At 48.6% G+C, this 19,014-nt stretch carries 15 protein-coding genes and 1 other annotated feature; of the genes, 12 read left to right on the forward strand and 3 right to left on the reverse strand.

The window, feature by feature from the left end; all coding sequences use genetic code 11:
• The first annotated feature begins 1 nt into the window (after position 1).
• The 7 genes from EKM75_RS06990 (at position 2) to EKM75_RS07020 (ending at position 8,271) form a co-directional block, all read left to right on the forward strand.
• Complete coding sequence (locus EKM75_RS06990) at positions 2–1,834, forward strand: BspA family leucine-rich repeat surface protein (RefSeq protein ID WP_164508750.1); 1,833 nt, start codon at positions 2–4, stop codon at positions 1,832–1,834.
• A gap of 233 nt (positions 1,835–2,067) precedes the next feature.
• On the forward strand, positions 2,068–4,218 hold the full coding sequence (locus EKM75_RS06995; RefSeq protein ID WP_125693236.1) for a BspA family leucine-rich repeat surface protein: 2,151 nt from the start codon (positions 2,068–2,070) through the stop codon (positions 4,216–4,218).
• 213 nt (positions 4,219–4,431) lie between these two features.
• Positions 4,432–5,223 carry a helix-turn-helix domain-containing protein gene (locus EKM75_RS07000; RefSeq protein ID WP_164508751.1) on the forward strand — a complete coding sequence of 264 codons (792 nt, stop codon included), beginning with the start codon at positions 4,432–4,434 and terminating at the stop codon, positions 5,221–5,223.
• A 404-nt stretch (positions 5,224–5,627) separates the two neighbouring features.
• Entirely contained in the window at positions 5,628–5,924 is a 297-nt protein-coding gene (rpsF, locus tag EKM75_RS07005; RefSeq protein WP_125693240.1) for a 30S ribosomal protein S6, read from the forward strand.
• 40 nt (positions 5,925–5,964) lie between these two features.
• Positions 5,965–6,540, forward strand: a complete 576-nt coding sequence (ssb, locus tag EKM75_RS07010; RefSeq protein WP_125693242.1) for a single-stranded DNA-binding protein — start codon at positions 5,965–5,967, stop codon at positions 6,538–6,540.
• Positions 6,541–6,567: 27 nt separating this feature from the next.
• A complete protein-coding gene (rpsR, locus tag EKM75_RS07015) occupies positions 6,568–6,807 on the forward strand; it encodes a 30S ribosomal protein S18 (protein WP_048733694.1) in 240 nt (79 codons plus the stop codon).
• Between the two features lie 354 nt (positions 6,808–7,161).
• The gene (locus EKM75_RS07020) at positions 7,162–8,271 is read left to right on the forward strand and encodes a glycerol dehydrogenase (RefSeq protein ID WP_125693244.1); all 1,110 of its coding nucleotides are present in this window, start codon (positions 7,162–7,164) and stop codon (positions 8,269–8,271) included.
• A gap of 79 nt (positions 8,272–8,350) precedes the next feature.
• Here the strand turns inward: EKM75_RS07020 and EKM75_RS07025 are convergent, their stop codons facing one another.
• Both EKM75_RS07025 and EKM75_RS07030 read right to left on the reverse strand, forming a co-directional pair.
• Positions 8,351–9,535, reverse strand: coding sequence for a metal-dependent hydrolase family protein (locus tag EKM75_RS07025; RefSeq protein ID WP_125680601.1), 1,185 nt, complete (start codon positions 9,533–9,535; stop codon positions 8,351–8,353).
• 99 nt (positions 9,536–9,634) lie between these two features.
• Entirely contained in the window at positions 9,635–11,239 is a 1,605-nt protein-coding gene (locus EKM75_RS07030; protein WP_125693246.1) for a peptide ABC transporter substrate-binding protein, read from the reverse strand.
• Between the two features lie 79 nt (positions 11,240–11,318).
• Positions 11,319–11,608 (reverse strand) — a binding site (T-box leader).
• 308 nt (positions 11,609–11,916) lie between these two features.
• On the opposite strand from EKM75_RS07030, the gene EKM75_RS13010 reads away from it, so the two are divergent.
• A complete protein-coding gene (locus EKM75_RS13010; RefSeq protein ID WP_263853492.1) occupies positions 11,917–12,048 on the forward strand; it encodes a hypothetical protein in 132 nt (43 codons plus the stop codon).
• Positions 12,049–12,658: 610 nt separating this feature from the next.
• Positions 12,659–13,123 carry a VOC family protein gene (locus tag EKM75_RS07035; RefSeq protein ID WP_125693248.1) on the forward strand — a complete coding sequence of 155 codons (465 nt, stop codon included), beginning with the start codon at positions 12,659–12,661 and terminating at the stop codon, positions 13,121–13,123.
• A gap of 114 nt (positions 13,124–13,237) precedes the next feature.
• On the opposite strand, the gene EKM75_RS07040 is transcribed toward EKM75_RS07035, so the two are convergent.
• Positions 13,238–13,999 carry a MerR family transcriptional regulator gene (locus tag EKM75_RS07040; RefSeq protein WP_125693250.1) on the reverse strand — a complete coding sequence of 254 codons (762 nt, stop codon included), beginning with the start codon at positions 13,997–13,999 and terminating at the stop codon, positions 13,238–13,240.
• A 253-nt stretch (positions 14,000–14,252) separates the two neighbouring features.
• Here EKM75_RS07040 and EKM75_RS07045 point away from each other — a divergent pair, with 253 nt between their 5' ends.
• The 3 genes from EKM75_RS07045 (at position 14,253) to dnaB (ending at position 18,353) form a co-directional block, all read left to right on the forward strand.
• A complete protein-coding gene (locus EKM75_RS07045; protein WP_125693252.1) occupies positions 14,253–16,268 on the forward strand; it encodes a DHH family phosphoesterase in 2,016 nt (671 codons plus the stop codon).
• Between the two features lie 69 nt (positions 16,269–16,337).
• Entirely contained in the window at positions 16,338–16,796 is a 459-nt protein-coding gene (gene rplI / locus EKM75_RS07050) for a 50S ribosomal protein L9 (protein WP_125693254.1), read from the forward strand.
• A 159-nt stretch (positions 16,797–16,955) separates the two neighbouring features.
• Positions 16,956–18,353 (forward strand): replicative DNA helicase, encoded by a 1,398-nt coding sequence (gene dnaB, locus EKM75_RS07055; RefSeq protein WP_125680613.1) that lies wholly within the window; start codon positions 16,956–16,958, stop codon positions 18,351–18,353.
• Positions 18,354–19,014: the final 661 nt, after the last annotated feature.

Consider the following 19,014-nt stretch of genomic DNA (forward strand, 5'->3'; position numbering starts at 1 on the left):
CATGAGTACAAAGTTGGGGAACAGTTCAAAACAAAAATTGGCAACCTTGGCATTACTAGGTGCCGTGGCAGGACTAGGCTACCAAATCGACGTTGCTCAGGCGGATACAACGGCAACACCCGACCAACAAGCACCTAAGACAACGGTAACTTCACCGGCAACAACGACTAATCAACTTCAGGATAAGTCGGCTACGTTAAGTCGTTCACAGGAAGAACCATCTCAAAACAAATCCGGTAACGTTGAGAACTCACAACTGGTTAAAGAAGCTGAACCGCAGCCAGAAGAAACACCAGCAGCGCCTCAGGCACCGGCGGCCCCCGAACAGACAACTCCAGACAAAGTAGCCACACCGGCTAAACACGATACACCACAGCCAACCAACTTAGATGTGGTGCAACCACAGCAGCCAGTTAAGCGAGCGAGAATGGCCACACCAGTTGCCCCCATTGATATTCAGACTGGCGTTTGGGGTACCAGTAAGTGGACACTAAACGATCAGGGCACTATGACGATTTTTGCAGGGACGTTGGGCAGGGCGTTTAATCAGTTTGACAGTACCAACGACAACATCTTTGGCGCCAAGAAGGTGGTCTTTGATGGTACCGCGGGTAAAATTGTTTTGCCGGCTAACGCGAATTCTTTGTTCGCTAGTTTTGAAAAAGTGACCGCCTATGAAGGGCTGGACAACGTTGATACCAGTCAGGTTGCCATGATGAACAATCTCTTTGCTGAGAATTTGGCGCTGACCAGTATTGATCTCAGTAGCTGGGACTTCAGTCATGTTTCCAACGTCAGTTATATGTTTGCTGGGCAATCACCAGCCATCTTGGAAGAGATGCAGTTAAAGAGTGTTAAATTAGGTAAGAGCTTCAATGCCGCCATCAATTTGACGGGGATGTTCCAGAACGCTGCGAACTTGACCGATGTAGACTTTGCGAACTGGGATCTGAGTCATGCCACGAATATTCAAATTATGTTAAGTGGAACTGGTTTTAGTACCTTAGATGTCAGTGGTTGGAATGTCGGCCACGTGACATCTACGCGGGATGCCTTCTCCAATATGGCTAATTTGACCGCCATTAACCTGGGCGACTGGCAGACCGGTAAAGTAGGGAACGCAATCGGGATGTTTAGAAATGACCCACTGTTGACGCAACTTGATTTAACCAATGTTGGTGGCCAATACATCACCAATCTATTGGACGGAAATACCGGATTGTCACAGCTCGTACTGGGGCCCAACACCGTACTGACCAATGATTACGGTAACGTGGCGTTACCAGCAGTCCCAGTCAATGACGACTACACGGGACTCTGGCAATCGGTTGAAACGGGTGCCACTTACACGAGTGATGAGCTGGTTGCGACCTACGACGGGGCCACGATGGCCGGCACCTACGTTTGGCAGAAGACGACGCCTAAGCCAGTTACGCCAGTTGATCCTGGAACACCGGTAAATCCAGGTACGCCAGATGTTGTGACGCCAGGTCCAACTCCAGAGACGCCAACGACGGACATCGTTAACGGTGGAGATGCCGCCACCATTGACGACAGCGCGGCAGATACGGTTGCCCCTAAGAAGACTGTGAAAACTGTGCCAGTGCAGACGGTTAAGACATCCGGTCAAGCTGTCAAAGGAACCCGTTCAGCGGTAGTAGCGACCACAATGCCAACTGTAGTGCCAGCCGCTTCCAAGACGCCGGTATCACAGACTACGCAGCAAGCAACGCTACCTCAAACTGGTGAACAAAAGACTAGTTGGTTAGCTGTCGTAGCGGGTGCCCTCAGCATGAGCTTACTTGGCGCACACTGGTTTAAACGACAAGATTAGTTAATAAAGGTAATTTGTAAACTCGACAGGCGTTGGAACCGCGTTCCAACGCCTTTTTAATGGGGAATAAGCCACAATGTTTCCCATGAAACATTGTTTGCATAAGAAACAAGTTCGACAGCCAGTAAAATCGACGATTAATTGGTGCGCATAGGTAGATTTTTAACCATTTCGCGCTTATACTACGGTTAGACAGTTTGATCGATGTGTTACAAAGTTGAGGGGGATTAATCATGACTAAAAAGTTGAGGAACACGACAAAGACAAGGTTGACAACCTTAGCAATCATGGGGGCTATTGCAGGCGTTGGCACCCAGATGAACACGGCTTATGCTGACACTAATGAAAGCGCAAACAGTTCCGATAATCAGGTCAGCGATTCAGCGGCCAGCACGGCTAACGACACAACCAAGCAATCAGCAGCACTAACTGGTTCACAATCAAAACTAACTAACGAAGAAGATACGCAGACACCTACGACTAAACCAACTAGCGCTGCTACTCCAGAACCGGAAACGCCAGCGGCCGATAAGCCAACCACCACACCTACACAACCGGCAGATACAACTGACAAATCGACAACCGAGCCAGTGGTGCCGGTCACGACGTCGACACCCAAGAAAGTGGTCAGCGAGGAACAGACTACGCCAAAGGTTGCTCAGATTAACCGGGGTACGATGGCTCGAGCGATGGCTCCAGTCGCACCAGTTGCTCCAGCGGATACTGCAGCGGCAGCCCCAACGATTGTTAAGACGGGGATGTCTGGGACTAGCAAATGGACGATGGATAGCAATGGTGTGATGACCTTTTACGCTGGGACGTTAGCCAACATCGGGCGGTATTACAGTGCCACTAAAGTGGTTTTTGACGGTAGTCAGGGGAAAGTTGTCCTGCCAGCGAACTGTATGATGTTGTTCTGGGACTGGGAAAACGTGACGGCATTTGAGGGGATGGACAACGTCGATGCCAGTCAAGTCAAGAACATGACGCAGATGTTCAGCCAGGACTTCGCCTTGAAGAGCTTGGATCTCAGTAGCTGGGACCTGAGTAACGTGACGGATATGACCGAGGCCTTCAGTGGTCGCTACTATGATCCAGAAACCGAAACGCACTACAAGATGGGACTAGTTGACCTCAAATTGGGGACAACTACCAGCAATGTGAAGACCATGGATTCGATGCTCTACAACGATGATGCTTTAACCACGGTTGATGCGGCTGATTGGGACGTTAGCAGTTTAACCTCAGCCGCTTCACTATTTTATGGGACGGCCATTGCTAACCTGAACTTATCTGGCTGGCAGACCAGCAATCTGAAATCGTTGAGTGGGACCTTTGCTAGTATGCCTAACCTGACATCATTTGACGGGAGTAACTGGGATACCAGCAATGTCACTATCTTCGTTCAGGCCTTTGAGGGTGATCCGTTACTGACAACGGCTAAGGTCAGTGATTGGGACGTTTCTGGCGGCAGTCAGTTCACAAGTATGTTCCACAACGATCCGTCGTTGGCTACGCTGGACTTGAGCCAGTGGCATCCCACGATTAACTACATGATTCGGATGTTTGCTGGAGACACAGCTTTAACGAAATTAGATCTCTCCGGGTTTAACTTGGCGGCCGTGGACGGTAACCATGTTAATGAGGCCTTGGATGGGACAACTGGGTTACAGGAATTGATTCTAGGACCAAATACCAGCCTAGGTGATACGACGAACGGTAATGCGTTCTTACCAGATGTCCCGGTGACGGACGTTTACACGGGCCTCTGGCAAGCAGTTGGAACTGGAACGGTTGATAAGCCTAAGGGCACCACGTTCACGAGTGCGCAACTCAATACCGCTTACGATGGCAGCACCATGGCGGACACGTACGTTTGGCAAAAAGTGGCGACCCCAACTGACCCTGACACCAATCCTGGTGGTGGGAGTAATACAGGGACACCGATTGAACCGGAAATACCAACGCCAACACCCGAACCTGATACCAATACCAATGAAGGCGATAAAGTTTCTGGCGGTAGTGGGGCTAATTTAGGCAGTACGACGGTTAAAAAACCGACGATTAAAACGCCAGTCAAGCAAACTAAGACGAATCAGCCAGAAGTTGTGACGACCGGGTCAGCGGCTAAAATTAGCAGCCGGACTGGTGGTCAAGTCGTAACTGTAAATGGTTCATTAGCTGCAAAGGTGGGTCATGGTACGCAACAGCCAGGTCAGCAGCAACTGGCTGCACAGCCAAAGTCATCATCAACTGCAACGCAACAACAGGCGGCCACGACTTTGCCACAAACCAACGAACAAAAATCGAGTTGGGTTGCCGTATTAGCGGGCTTCTTAGGCCTAAGCTTGCTGAGTATTCACTGGTTTAAGCGGCAAGATTAGAAAAAATAGATTTAATAGAGCGGCCACCCGGAAATTGGGGTGGTCGTTCTTTTTGGGTGACCAAGTTACTGGCAGGGAGGCGGGATGTTTTACGATTAAATTTGTATTTAATATTTTCTTTATTGTAAATGGTTTAACGGATTTACTTTTTTGACAGGATTTGCTACTCTGAGAGTAACTTATTTACGGATGAAAGTGGGGGCGATGGGCGTCATGGCAGATGACTTATCACAGGCCGGTCAGCTACTGGGTCGCGGTTTGCGAGCGCGACGGTTGGAGCTAGGAATTGCACAAAATGTTTTGGCGGCAGGTCTGTGTGGCCAGTCGCTGATCAACAAGATTGAACAGGGGCAAGGAATTCCCGATGCCGATTTGTTAACCCAGCTCTGTGAGCGGCTACGGTTACCCATGAAGCAGACGTTGCGTCAGAACTATCCGATTCGTCGCCAGCCAACGTTTAGTCGCAAGGTCCACAAGTTATACCGGGCTGGCCGCTTCGCCGAGGTGGTGGCTTATATGGACGCTACCGACCTACTGCCCACACTAACAACGGATGAGGACTTAAAGACTTATTATTACTACTATGGTTGGGCCCTTTACCAGGCAACTCAGGAGCCGACAGGCGCGTTGCAACACGTTCGGACGGCATTGACGATGATGGTGCCCCAGCGGCCGACTCAGTATCGATCGTTGGAGGTTTTACTGATTGCGGTGGAAAATTATTTGTTGGCGGACAGCCAGCCCGGAAACTTTGCGGGGTTTGAGCGTGCGCTAGCCATTATGCGGACGAAGCGGGTCATGGATCCTGATGAAAATTTAAATGTCGTTTTCTATCAGTACGCGCAGGTTCTGTTGCAACAGGGGCAGGTCAACCAGGCCGTTCAGACCATTAGTGCGGGCGTTAACTGGGCGATTTCCCATGACTCGCATTACCTGTTAGCTGACGATTACACCTTGTTAGCGCAGGCTTATCTACAAGCTCATCAAAGCGTGGCCGTTGTGTAAAGCTAGGACGGGTGTGGACTGATGAGAACATCGCAGCAATTATTAAGTAAAAAGACGATTACAGGTGTCTGGGATGTTCTCGGACGCCTTTTTGATAGTGAGATAGCTAAGCAGACAGTTAAGTAATTTTTCGACGATGTTACCACGGGTGGGGGCTTTGTTGGGCATAGTCTAGGGACGGAGAAAATTAATTGTTGGAAATTTTCAATTCCTTCAAAAAAACAACATGGACTTTGCGTAGTTAATCTTTGTAACGTCAGCAACACCCATCGGTCGGCCCCGATTTGCTTAACTGTTACGTTTATGCTATACTACTAGCTTGTGAGTATCTGGCTTACGCTAGTGTCTCTCCTTGCTTCCGCATTGCAGCGGGGGCCTGAAGTCCATAAGGAGGTGTAACATTCATGGAATCTACTAAATACGAAATCACCTACATCATTCGTCCAGATCTTGACGATGCTGCGAAGACCGCTCTGGTTGAACGCTTCGACAAGGTGCTGACTGATAACGGTGCAGATATGATCAGTTCAAAAGACTGGTCAAAGCGTCGGTTCGCCTACGAAATTGGCGGCTTTAACGAAGGTATTTACCACATCAACCTGATTAACGCTACTGATGACGCAGCATTGAACGAATTCGACCGTTTGGCTAAGATCAACGACAGTATCTTACGTCACATGATCGTTAAGCGCGAAGACTAAATTCAAAACTAACTATATGTAGAGAGGGAGTTATTCAGCAATGATCAACCAAGTAGTACTTACTGGCCGACTGACACGGGATGTTGACTTACGTTACACCCAAAGCGGTGCTGCTGTTGCCACATTCACGCTGGCCGTTGATCGGCGGTTCACCAACCAACAAGGTGAACGGGAAGCTGATTTCGTAAGTTGCGTCATCTGGCGTAAATCCGCGGAAAACTTTGCTAACTTCATGCACAAAGGTTCTCTTTGTGGGATTGAAGGACGCATCCAGACCCGGAATTATGAAAATCAACAAGGCCAACGTGTTTACGTGACCGAAGTTGTCGTTGAGAACTTTTCGTTCTTGGAACCCCGTTCGAGCAATCGTAACGCGGGTGGCAACGCCGGTGGTAATTACAATGGTGGTTCCGCGAATAACGCTCCTCAGAATCAGAATCAAAATGCCAATCCGTACACGAGTGGGAATCCGACATCGTCGGCCCCATCCGCGCCTACGAACTCGAATCCTAATCCGGTCAATAACAACCAAGGTAACGCTGGGAACAACTCAGCTGATCCGTTTGCGAATTCCGGCGATTCAATTGACATTTCCGATGATGATTTACCGTTCTAATCTCAAATAACGAGGAGGGAAATTTTCATGGCAGGACAACGTCGTGGCGGCCGTCGCCGTCGGAAGGTTGACTTTATTGCAGCCAACCACATCGAATACATTGATTACAAGGATACTGACTTATTACGTCGGTTCATCTCTGAACGGGGTAAGATCTTACCTCGCCGGGTTACTGGTACTAGTGCCAAGAACCAACGGAAGTTAACTATCGCTATCAAGCGTTCACGGATCATGGGCTTAATGCCTTTCGTCAGTGAAGAAGGTTAATAAAGAATTAGACCTAACTACAGAAATGTAGGGGGTCTTTTTTTTACCCATTTTTTGTGATTGTGAATTGATAATCCCTTTGTGTAGCCTGCTTTCAGAACAATTCACAAGTAAAGAAAACGGAAATTGGCCAAAACTTTCACAAGATATCTTACTTGCACCCTTAACTAAATCGGGGCATACTCTGGTCATAAGCTTAATCACAGGCCAGGATTAGGTCAGTAAACCATGGGGGAGACGTCCACCCGTAACTACTGGAATCTCACGGTAAGCGCCAGTCATATGGCAAGTTACCTGTTCATTCGTACCTAGTTGATTAGAATGAAACCTTTCTTAAGGATGGAGGTATTTTCAATGATTACGGCATTTGCAAGTCCTTCGACATACGTTCAAGGTGATCAGTTACTACAGCACGCGGCGCGGTACATCGCACCATTTGGGGATCATGGGCTCTTGATTGCGGATGATATTGTTTGGCAACTGATTGGTGAACAGTTCTACCAATACTTGACCGCTGATGGATTGGAAATCGAACATATTTCGTTCAACGGGGAAAGTTCACCGGAAGAAATTGAACGGATTCAGGGTATCGGTGAGCAAAAGGATGCCAAGTTCGTCATTGCCCTCGGCGGTGGGAAGACCAACGATACGACCAAGGCCGTTGGTGATCGCCTCCACGTTCCAGTGGTCATCGTGCCCACACTGGCTTCGAATGATTCACCTTGTACCCGGTTGAGTGTCATTTACTCCGCTAACGGAGAATTTCTGAAATACCAATTCTACGACAAGAACCCAGATCTAGTTCTGGTAGATTCCTCCGTGATTGCGGGGGCGCCCGTTCGGTTCCTGATTGACGGGATTGCCGACGCGTTATCGACTAACGTGGAAGCTCAGACCGTGGCGCGGGCCCGGGCGACAACCTTACTCCCATTGCAGACTGACCAGACAGCAGCCGGGATTGCTTTGGCCGAGAAGTGTGAAGAATTACTGTTCAAATACACGGATCAAGCAGTTGCAGCTGCTCAGGACCACGTGGTGACGCCAGCGTTGTCCCACATCATTGAGGCCAACATCCTACTGAGTGGGGTAGGTGCCGAAAGCTCTGGTTTAGCGGCCGCACACAGTTTCCAAAACGGTTTGACTGCGCTGTCCGGTGACGTGCATAAGCTTTCACACGGGCAAAAGGTCTCCTTCGGAACATTAGTCAATCTAGTTCTGGAAGGAGCGACTGACGACCAGTTCCGGCGTTATCTGGAATTTGAGGCGGCATTGGGCCTGCCAACCACCTTGGCTGACCTCCATCTGGAAAATGTGAGTGACGAAGACCTGCTAAAAGTGGCCACGCTGACCACTCAAAAGGGCGAAACCATTCACAACATGGGGTTCCCTGTCACGCCACGAGACGTCCTGGCAGCCATTAAGGCAACCGATAGTCTGTCACGGAAGATGCAAGGATTGGCTTAATTACAGGCAAACATAAAAAAAGCAATGCGTCAGCACTGGGGGTCGGATCCCGTGTGAACGCATTGCTTTTTAACGAGGTTTAGAACTCGCGATGACCGCCAAGGTAGACTTGTTTGTCTGCCTGAACGACATTGGCGGTGTCAGCGAGGGGGTCCTTCTTAAGGACTTGGAAGTCGGCAAATTTGCCAACTTCGAGGGTGCCGTATTCATCGGCAACCCCCAATAACTTAGGGGAGTTCAACGTCGAGCACTGGTAGGCTTCGGCATTGGTCATGCCTAACTTGGTGAGTAAGCCAAATTCCTCGGGCGTCTTATCGAAACCGTTGTAAGGAGTACCGGCGTCGGTCCCACAGGTGAATTTGACGCCTAACTTGAAGGCCCGCTTCATGTTGACGTAGGTATCGTCTAAGGCGTCGGCGGCCTTCTTCACTTCCCAGTCAGGGAGATCACCGTTGCCAAATTCTGGGATGACCCATTCAGCGATCAACGTTGGCGTGAGGTAGGTGCCCTGTTTGACCATTTGCTTGGCTTCAGATTCGTTGACGTAGAAACCGTGCTCGATGGAATCAACACCTGCATCCAAAGCGTTCTGGATACCAGGGTTCCCTTCGGCGTGGGCAGCGACGACGCGACGCTTATGGTGAGCCTCTTCAACGGCCACGTGCATTTCGGCCACGGATAATTGAGCGTCTTCCATGAAATCGTTCGGTGTCATGACGCCACCAGTGGCCATGACCTTGACACTCTCAGCACCGTTCTTAAAAGCGGTCCGGACAGCCTTTCGCATCTCATCGGGTGAGTCAACGGCGTGCCCACCAGTTGCGGAATCACCATGGCCACCGGTCATCGAGAAGGCCTTGCCGGAGGTCAACATCCGAGGAGTGTGTGGGAGCTGACCGGTTTTCTGCAGACGCTTGAGTTTCACGTCAACGTCGTAATCGTTTCCGCAGCCTCGGACGTAGGTTACACCGGACTTTAAGAGTGCTTGGAGGTTGGTCCAGGCAAAGACGGAGACTTCGGATTCAGAGTTGTGACTGCCGTTCAGTGCTAAAGGATTGGCTGAGACGTGGGTGTGAACGTTAAAGAACCCTGGCATGACGTACTGACCGCCTAAATCAACCTGTTCATCGGCCTCAGCGGGCGTGCCCTGCCCGCGGTCGACTAATTTACCCGTTTCAGTGTCGACAGTGAACCAGGCGTCGGCTTCATTCTGATCGGTGGTGCCATCAAATAAGGTGAAGTTAAAGAAAGTTTTTTTGCTCATATGCGTTTCCTCCTATATATTAAGTAACTCGTTTCGTTAGCATCGTTTGGTTGTTAGTGGAAGTACTGGTGGTTATGATCATGTTGCTAGTGGAAGTGTTTATTTCCAGTAAGCGTATTGGTATTTAGCATCGTGTAGGAGCGTGTAGGTCAGACCGCCCACCTTGCTGGAGACCAACTTAGCTTCTGAAGGTTGGTAAACGGGGATGTACCCCTTGACTGCCATCAACCGCTTGTCAGCAGCCATCAGACCGTTGTAGCGTGCTAAACCAGTCTTACTGTTGGCGTCGTTCAGCAATTCGTTGAATTGATCATCGTTCCAGCCGGTGAAGTTCACGGTGTTGGTCTTAGCGGCTAGGCTGAGGTAATCAGAGGCATCTAGCCAACTACTGGACCAGCCGGTAAGGTTCAATTCAAAGTTCCCGGCAAAGTCACGGGCAACGTGTTGGGCGTGAGGGATTGAGGTCACATTGACCGTCAAGCCCTTGAAGTTCTTTTGCATAACGGATTGTAGGTAGGTCCCAACGTGTTTGTCATCGTCGGTATCATCGGTCAGAAGGTTCAACGTGACCTTAGTCTTGCCAGTTTCCTTGAGGTATTTAGCCCAGTATTCCTTGGCTTTGGTGACGTCTTGAGGTAACAGGTTCCCAACCTGAGCGGCCATATCTTGGCCAGTCTTAGGATTAGCTTGATCACCACGAGGGACGGCGCTGAGGGCTGGTTTGGAGCCATCCTGAAGCACTTTCTTAGTCAACGTTGACCGGCTCATGACGAGTGAAACAGCTTGACGCAGGTTTTCTGAATCCGTTGCTTTCTTCTTACTGTTAACGTAGAGGTATTGTAACCGGCCCAACAGGTGGGTGTGGAGTTGCTTGTCGTTAGCGTTGGCCCGGACGTACTGGCCACTAACCGTGGTTTCCTGGATCTTACCGCTCTTAAAAAGATTAGAGGCGGTGCTTTCATCTTTGGTAACGGATACAGCGACTTTCTTGATTTTAACGTTTTGGGCGTTCCAGTAATGGGTGTTCTTCACGTAGGTCCATGAGGAATTACTACCAGTCCAGCCGACCAACTTGTAGGCGCCATTGCTGACGGTCTTAGCGGCGCTAGTTCCGTACTTTTGTCCGTATTTCTTAACGGCGTCGGTGTTCAGTGGATAGTAACCGGCGACTAAGTCATCGAAGTAGGGAACAGCCTTGCTTAATTGAAATTGAAGTTTGGTTTTGCTTAAAGCTTTGACCCCTAATTTATCGGGGGTGAGGGTGCCCTTCTGGACGGCATCATAGTTTTTAAAAGCACTCAGGAGACTAGCATATTGGGCCTTGGTCTTGGGATCGACCCACCGCCGCATGGATGTTACGAAGTCTTGGGCGGTAACTGGCTGGCCGTTGGACCACTTGGCGTTCTTACGTAATGTGAAAGTGTAGGTCTTGCCGTTGTTGGTGGGTTTTACCATCTTGGTGGCAACTCCGGCGGTTAATTTGCCGGCTTTGTTATAGGTATAGAGGCCTTCCATTGTTTGGGTGATGACGTTACCACTGTTGGTGTCGGTCGACTTGTTAGGGTCGGCAGTGGCGGGCTCACTGGCCAGCGTAACATTTAACGTCTTGTTCTTATTGGCCGTGTTACCGGATGCCTGACCACAGGCACTGAGTGTAAAGAGTAATAATAAAGATGCGGGCATTGCCCAAACTGAATGTTTCATGTGAAACAACCTCCTAGATTCAATTGATTAGAAGTAATTAGCGGGGAAATAAAAAGCACCCCTACAGAAAATGTTTCTCTGTAAGGGTGCAGTTAGCACGGTACCACCTTATTTTTTGCTACTTAAAAAGTAGCCTTATCTATGAACGGCGGGCTCCTAGAGGACGAGCCTCAAAAGCTAGGAACTTTTGGGAAACAACCACTCCCGCGATTCACTGCATTGATAACGGATGCTTCCGGTATAAACTTACTTGAATTTCAGCTAACAGCTCCGAAGGGATGTTCATGCTAAGAATCTTGACCCGCTCTCACTTAACCGGGCTCGCTGACAAGATCGTTTAGCACTACTGGACTTCATCATCACTTTTTAATTTTCTAATCAATTGTTAATAATTGCTAGTTTAGCACCGAAATTTGTTTTGTCAACGGTGAATTTGAAAAAAAAAACGCGGTATTTTCAGTGATGGTTAGTCGAGAGACGATGGCGGGTATGGTTGGATGTTGTGGGATAAATGTGATATCAATAGTAATGTAAACGCTAACATGTTGTGGCTGATTTGGTGGATCATTCACCGAAGACGTGAGGTAGTTTAGGAGTTAGTAAAATTTTATTCTGATGATTGTTGCCAGTATTTTCAGGTTAGCTACCCAGTAAAATCGGTCCAAGGAGGTTGGAAAATGAGAAAGGCGACAGATGCTGATGGTAAAATAGCGATTATCAAAAACGAGGCTGGTAAAAATGCCGACCTCGTTTTTATGCTCTATAATGTAAGAAATTTTGGTAGACGATTGGATTTAGTCGTTGCCTGACTCAGGCCAATGACGAGAACTTACCCAGTTGGCAATCTCGACAGCAACCGCTACGCTGATGATTAGGATGATAATCGTGAAGACGATGCTGATGCTGTCATTTACTAGGAGGAGACCTGTTAGTCGGCCCAATATCATAAAGAGGGCAAAGCAAGTGATTAGCAAGGTGGGTAACCAAATGATTAAACGCATGAGTAAGCTAAGGATAAGGATGGCCTCCTGACTGATTGAAAACCAAGCTTAGCATAGGAAAATTGAGGAGACAAGAAGAATAACGCTAACATAATTGAATAAATATGGCGTATTGCACGGATAATATTTATACATGTTAATGGATTGTTATTAATCACGGCAAGTCAGATAAAATCAGGACGTTTATCAACTAAACAGGTGAGATATCAGACTGAATAGCTTTGTTTCACATGAAACATCAGAGCTTGTTTAAGGAATAGTAAGTGATTTAAGTTGGCATTTGGTGAGCAACATTAATACAAGCATCAGTGACAGCCGTCATCAGATTGAGAATAACAAATTATTCAAGCCCCTTTACTACCATCTTAATGAAAAGCTTGCTACACTAAGGATATTCACAGTCAGGAGATGGTTATTTATGCAATCCAGAATTATTCCCAGCTTTACCTTTGAAAGTGCCAAGGAGGCCTTGGCCTATTACCAAACGGTCTTTGGTGCCACGGATGTCTATCGCTTTAGCCCCCAACCAGAGCAGGCTAAACAGTTTCATCTACCAGCAGATGCCGACCTCGAGAGTCTGACGATTCATGCCGGTTTTACAGTCCTGGGCATGAGCTTTCAGTGTGCCGATAGTTTTCGGGGCCCCGTTCAGTCATCTAATCAGGTGGATATGATCTTGGATATCAATGGAGATGATGCCGCTAGTGTTCAGGCGGCGGACGCTTTTTACCAACGGTTGGTTGCCTCAGGTGAAGTGACCATTGATATGCCATATGAGGAGCAGTTCTGGGGTGGTAAGATGGGCCATTTCACTGACAAGTACGGCATTTCTTGGATGCTGCACGTGATGCCTTGGAGCCAAATCAAGGATCCCAACCAATAAGCTGTTTTTGATCTGCAATTTTAGAAATTTTATCAAAAAACCAGCGACCATGATTTTCTCATGGCCGCTGGTTTCTATAGTAGATTAAAAATGGCTGGCGCGTTGTGAGTCGAGCTATGCCGTAAACCGATTGATTACGGCCACTAATGTAGCCGCCGCATTAGGTAAGCCGACCCGTTGATTGTAGTAGTCGGCAAAGCGGGAATCATGCGAGTACATTTGAGCCAAGCCACGGTGAGCAGCAGGGGAGTAGTTGTTCCACGTGAAACATAGCCATTTCCGATGGCACTCGTAGACCCGCTGGGCGGCTTCGCTCGTGAGGTCACCCGTTGTGGCGACCGTTTTGAGAGCGGCAAATAGCTCGGCCTCAGTGGCCTGCATGTCGTGGTATTCGGGCTCACTTAGATTAGCAAACCGCTGTTGACTGGTCGTGACGGTTTCTTTTCCATATAGTTGACGCGCTTCCATACCAAAGGTTTGTTCGTTGTCGGCGAGTTGTGCCTGTTTAAAGGTGGCAAATTTTTCTGAATCAGTCATCTGAGGTCCTCCGTTACGGGCCGCTAGGGTGCGGTCCAGCGTATTCAGCAAGGTCGTGAGGTGATCGCGTTTCGCGGCTAACTGGGCCCGTTGTGCAGCCAATGCGGCTGTCTGGACGGCGCGGGGCTGGTCGAGCAATTGTTGAATAGTGGTCAGCTCGAACCCAAACGTTTGAAAGTAGCGAATCAATTGGAGCCGGTCTACGGCGTCCGCACCGTATTCACGGTAGCCATTATGAACGTTGCGATTAGCGGGTAACAGTTTGATTTGGTCATAGTAGCGTAAGGTCCGGGTACTGACACCAGCTAAATTGGCTAACTGTTGAATACTGTAGGTCATGGCGACCACCTCCTGTCTTGCTTGTAATCTACTATAGTGGTTGACGTAACGTCAAGGTCAACTGGGAATTTTTAATCGTACCTAAACCCTTGCCGTTCCCGTCATGGCGCGGTTTATTGCGCTGGGTGGGTTTGTCATTACCAGCGAGTGTGATAAAATAAGGTTATTATTTGACACTTTTTGATCCCGTGAGTTTTTGCCCGGTACGGGTGGATCAAAATATCTTTTCCAGATGAATCAGATGAGGAGCAAAATGAATAAATTATTTTCACGAGCAAATGTGCCCGAGTTCTTACAGAACCGGCGCTTGCGAGGCATTGCAATGATGACTGCCATACTGGCAATTCTCGGCATTGTGCTCTCGTTTCTGCTCAATTGGATTTTTGGGATTGTCGTTTTAGTTCTGGTGGGAATCGCAACGCTGATAGCATTTAATACGATGGCGGAAATTGGTGCCGATACGACGCAGTACATCTCTGACCTGTCCTTTCGAATTCAACAGGGTGAACAGGAAGCATTGCTACGGATGCCACCTGGTGTGATTATTCTCGGGGAAAACGATCAGATTGAATGGGTCAATCCCTACCTGCAACACTACTTTGGTGACCAGGACGTTTTGAACCGCACGATTGGGGCGGTTGATACGGATTTGGCAAAGCTGGTGGAAGGCGCGGAACCCCAGACTATGACGACCGTGAAATGGCGGGATAAACGCTTCACAATGTACGTTCAACCAGATTTTCATGCGATTTATTTGTATGATATCACCCATTACCAATTGATTCAGGAACAGTACGATAATGAGAAAATTGCGATTGGGCAGATTTTCTTGGATAACTATGATGAAGTCACACAGTCAATGACCGACCAAGACATTTCCAACCTGAGAAATTATGTCACGAATGAATTGTCGGCGTGGGTCCAGCAATTTGATATGTACCTCAAACAATTGGATGATGACCACTACTTCATTCTGGCCTATGCTAAATCATTGGCTGGGATTGAAGCGGATAAGTTTAAGATTCTGGACACCATTCGGGAGAGTACGTCGAAGCAAAACTTCCCACTGACCTTGAGTATGGGGATTGCGTACGGCGACCCCAACCTGAACAAACTGGCCGATCAAGCTCAGAGTAATCTGGATTTGGCCCTCGGTCGGGGTGGGGACCAGGTCGTGGTGAAAGCCGCTGACCAGGAGGCCCGCTACTATGGTGGCAAGACGAACCCGATGGAGAAACGGACGCGGGTTCGGGCGCGGATGATTTCACAGGCCCTACAAGAATTGATGAATGAATCCGACCAGATTTTTGTTCAAGGGCACACCCAACCGGATATGGATTCGTTGGGAGCCTGCCTAGGGATTCGACGGATTGCGAAGATGAATAATAAAAAGGCGTGGATCGTTCTCGACAAAGAGACCGTCCATTCCGACGTGCAACGGTTGTTGGATAATTTGAAAGAATATCCAGATGTCGATGCCGCCATTATTTCACCAGAGGAAGCTCTAGAGAAAGCGACCGATCAGAGTATGTTGCTGATGGTTGACCACTCTAAGTCGTCAATTTCCATTTCGTCTGAACTGTATCATCGCTTGGAGAACCGGGTCATGATTATTGACCATCACCGTCGTGGTGAAGAGTTCCCCGAGAATCCGCTGTTGGTCTACATTGAACCGTACGCTAGCTCAACGTGTGAGCTGATTACCGAAATGTTTGAGTATCAGTCACAAGAGGGTGAACCAATCAATAAGCTGGAAGCCACTGCGATGCTGACGGGGATCTTCGTCGACACCAAACACTTCTCGCTGCGGACTGGGACGCGGACGTTTGATGCTGCCAGTTACTTGCGGTCTGCTGGGGCGGACGCGATTCAGATGCAACAGTATATGAAAGAAAACGTCGACAGTTACCTGCAACGTAACCATTTGATTGAAATGGTCGAGTTCGTCAACGAAGACATGGCGCTGATTGCAGGCGAGGAGGATCAAACATACGATCCGGTTACAGCTGCTCAGGCTGCCGATGACCTCTTAAACATGTCGGGTGTCGATGCGTCGTTTGTCATTACGCGTCGGGCCGATGGTCGGGTCGGTATTTCTGCCCGGTCACTGGGGGAAATCAACGTGCAACTGTCCATGGAAGCCATGGGTGGTGGTGGTCACTTGTCGAACGCGGCCACGCAAATCAGCGACAAGACGGTGGCTGAGGTCAAGCAACAGCTGATCGATATTTTAAATCATAGCGATGAGCCGGAGGAAACGACGACTTAGTTAATTGCTAAACGCGCCGTCTTAGCGTAGGATTAATATTATAGTTGGAATAAGTGAGGAGTGAGCGACGTGAAAGTTATTTTTGTCAAGGACGTTCGCGGTAAGGGTAAGCGTGGGGAAATCAAGAATGTTCCCGATGGCTACGCCCAAAACTTCCTGATCAAGCGTGGATTGGCTAAGGAAGCTAACCAAGCCACGATGAGTCAGTTGAATGCCGAACGCAAAGCTGAACAACGGCGAGATGCCGAAGAATTGGCAGAAGCCAAGGACTTACAAAAGAAGTTGGAAGCCGACAAGACGGTTGTTGAAATCGTGGCTAAGGCGGGGGAAGATGACCGGTTATTCGGGTCCATTCCTAGTAAGCAGATTGTTCAGGCGCTGCAAAAGCAATTTGATTTAAAGATCGACAAGCGCAAAGTTGAGCTCCCAGAACCTATCCGGTCCTTGGGCTTCACGAACGTGCCAGTCAAGCTGCACAGTTACGTGATCGCTAAGATTCGGGTTCACGTGGTTGCCAAGCAAAAATAAATATTTCAAAAGCCGCCCTATACAGGACGGCTTTTTTCATGGAACCAGTAATCGATGGGAGGTAACTTATATTTCCCCCATCCTGGCTTACATGGTAAAATATAAGTTCAGAAGCTCGTTGCGGCAGACAAAATTGAGTTAAGAGGTAATCAGTTAAGCATGGATAATAACGTTTTAACAGATCACACACCACCACAGAACCTCGATGCCGAGAAGGCCGTCCTCGGGGCGATCTTTTTGAGTACCGACGCGTTGGTGGATGCCATGGAATACTTGTCCCCGGAAGACTTCTATCGCCGGGAACATCAGATTATCTTTCAGGCCATGATCGACCTGAACGATCGTGATGAAGCCATTGATGTGGTGACCATTACCGACCGACTGACGGCCAAAAATGAGCTGGATGACGTCGGTGGTGTGACCTACATCGCTGAGTTAGCGGGTTCCGTGCCTACTGCGGCCAACGCGACCTACTACGCTAAAATTGTTCAAGAAAAGGCCATTTTACGGCGGTTGATTCAGACGGCCACGAACATTGCGACACAGGGTTATCAGCAGGACGAGGATGTTTCGGACCTGTTAGATAACGCCGAACGAGATATCATGAGTGTGGCGGAAACGCGGAACCAATCTGGTTTCAAGCCGATCCGTGATGTCTTAAATAACTCATTTGAAGAGATCAATAAACTTTCCGAACAGGGTGACGTGATTACCGGGCTATCTACCGGTTACGCCGAGCTGGATAAGATGACGACGGGGTTGCACGACGATGAATTAATGATTCTCGCTGCGCGGCCAGCCGTTGGGAAGACCGCGTTTGCTCTGAACATTGCGCAAAACGTGGGGACCAAGACGGATAAAACCGTGGCCATCTTTAGTTTGGAAATGAGTGCGGAATCGTTGGTCAACCGGATGCTGTGTGCGGAAGGTTCCATCGATGCCAACCACTTGCGGACTGGGCAATTGTCCGAAGATGAATGGCAAAACCTGATTGTGGCTATGGGCAGTCTGGCCAAGGCCAACATTTATATCGACGATACGGCCGGAAATAAGATTACTGAAATTCGGGCCAAGTGTCGGCGGTTAGCGAAAGAAAAGGGTAACCTGGGGCTAATCGTGATCGATTACCTGCAGCTGATTGAAGGAACCAACCACGAAAGTCGGCAACAAGAAGTTTCTGATATTTCACGGCAATTGAAGAAATTAGCCAAGGAATTGCACGTACCAGTTATTGCGTTGTCCCAGCTCTCACGGGGAGTGGAACAGCGGCAAGACAAACGCCCAGTTCTATCTGATATTCGTGAATCTGGATCAATCGAACAAGATGCCGATATCGTTTCGTTCCTGTACCGTGATGATTATTACGAACGGGAAGGCGACGAAGACGGCGGTGGCGGTGACAACAACAGTGACCCACGTGAAGAGGGCGACCAAGACGTCGGTGAAGTTGAAGTCATTATCGAAAAGAACCGGTCGGGTCCTCGGGGCACGGTCAAACTACTTTTCGTCAAATCGTTCAACAAATTCTCCTCGGTGGCTTATACACCGGAAGGGTAAGAGTGTGGAGCAAGGCGGTTAGGTCCTGAGCATTAACGTCGCCAAGTGCCGGACCGGTGAAACCGGTCTGGTGCTTGGCGGGGTTAAGCGCAGGGACCTGCCTTGCGGAGCACGTTTCAGAGGCCGCCAGGAACGGAACATAAAATGAGTGTATGGAAATAAGGCCCCTGTTCAGCAACGCTGGACAGGGACCTTATTTTTACTAAGCGGAGGAGTCTGGCTGACGGCGCACGCTTCAGTCGTCAGAACAAACTAGTCTGAGGTAGAATGAATCTGGTGTATAAACCAATGCATAAAGCATTATACGCTGTATAAATTGAAACTAAATAGATGAATTGGGCGAAATATGCCAAAAATAGTGATGCCGCAAAACCCTTCTCCCCGTAAGGAAATAATGTCTTAAATAGTGGCTATGCGCAAAATTCATAAGAGTGTGCCAGAAAGTTCACACTTTCATCATATTTTCCAATTATTATATGAAGCATAGAAGTTAACCAGTAGGTTGCTTCTACCAAAGATTAACAATCTTTTTTCATGTACTCCTCCTCCCCTGGAATAATGAAAAAATAGTTAACGTCATTCTTATATAGTGACGTTACCCCTACTCCGATGACCATCGCTTTCCCCGAGCGGTGGTTTTTTATTTGTCACTTATTTATCG

This window comes from Levilactobacillus tongjiangensis (assembly GCF_003946345.1).
GTDB lineage: Bacteria > Bacillota > Bacilli > Lactobacillales > Lactobacillaceae > Levilactobacillus > Levilactobacillus tongjiangensis.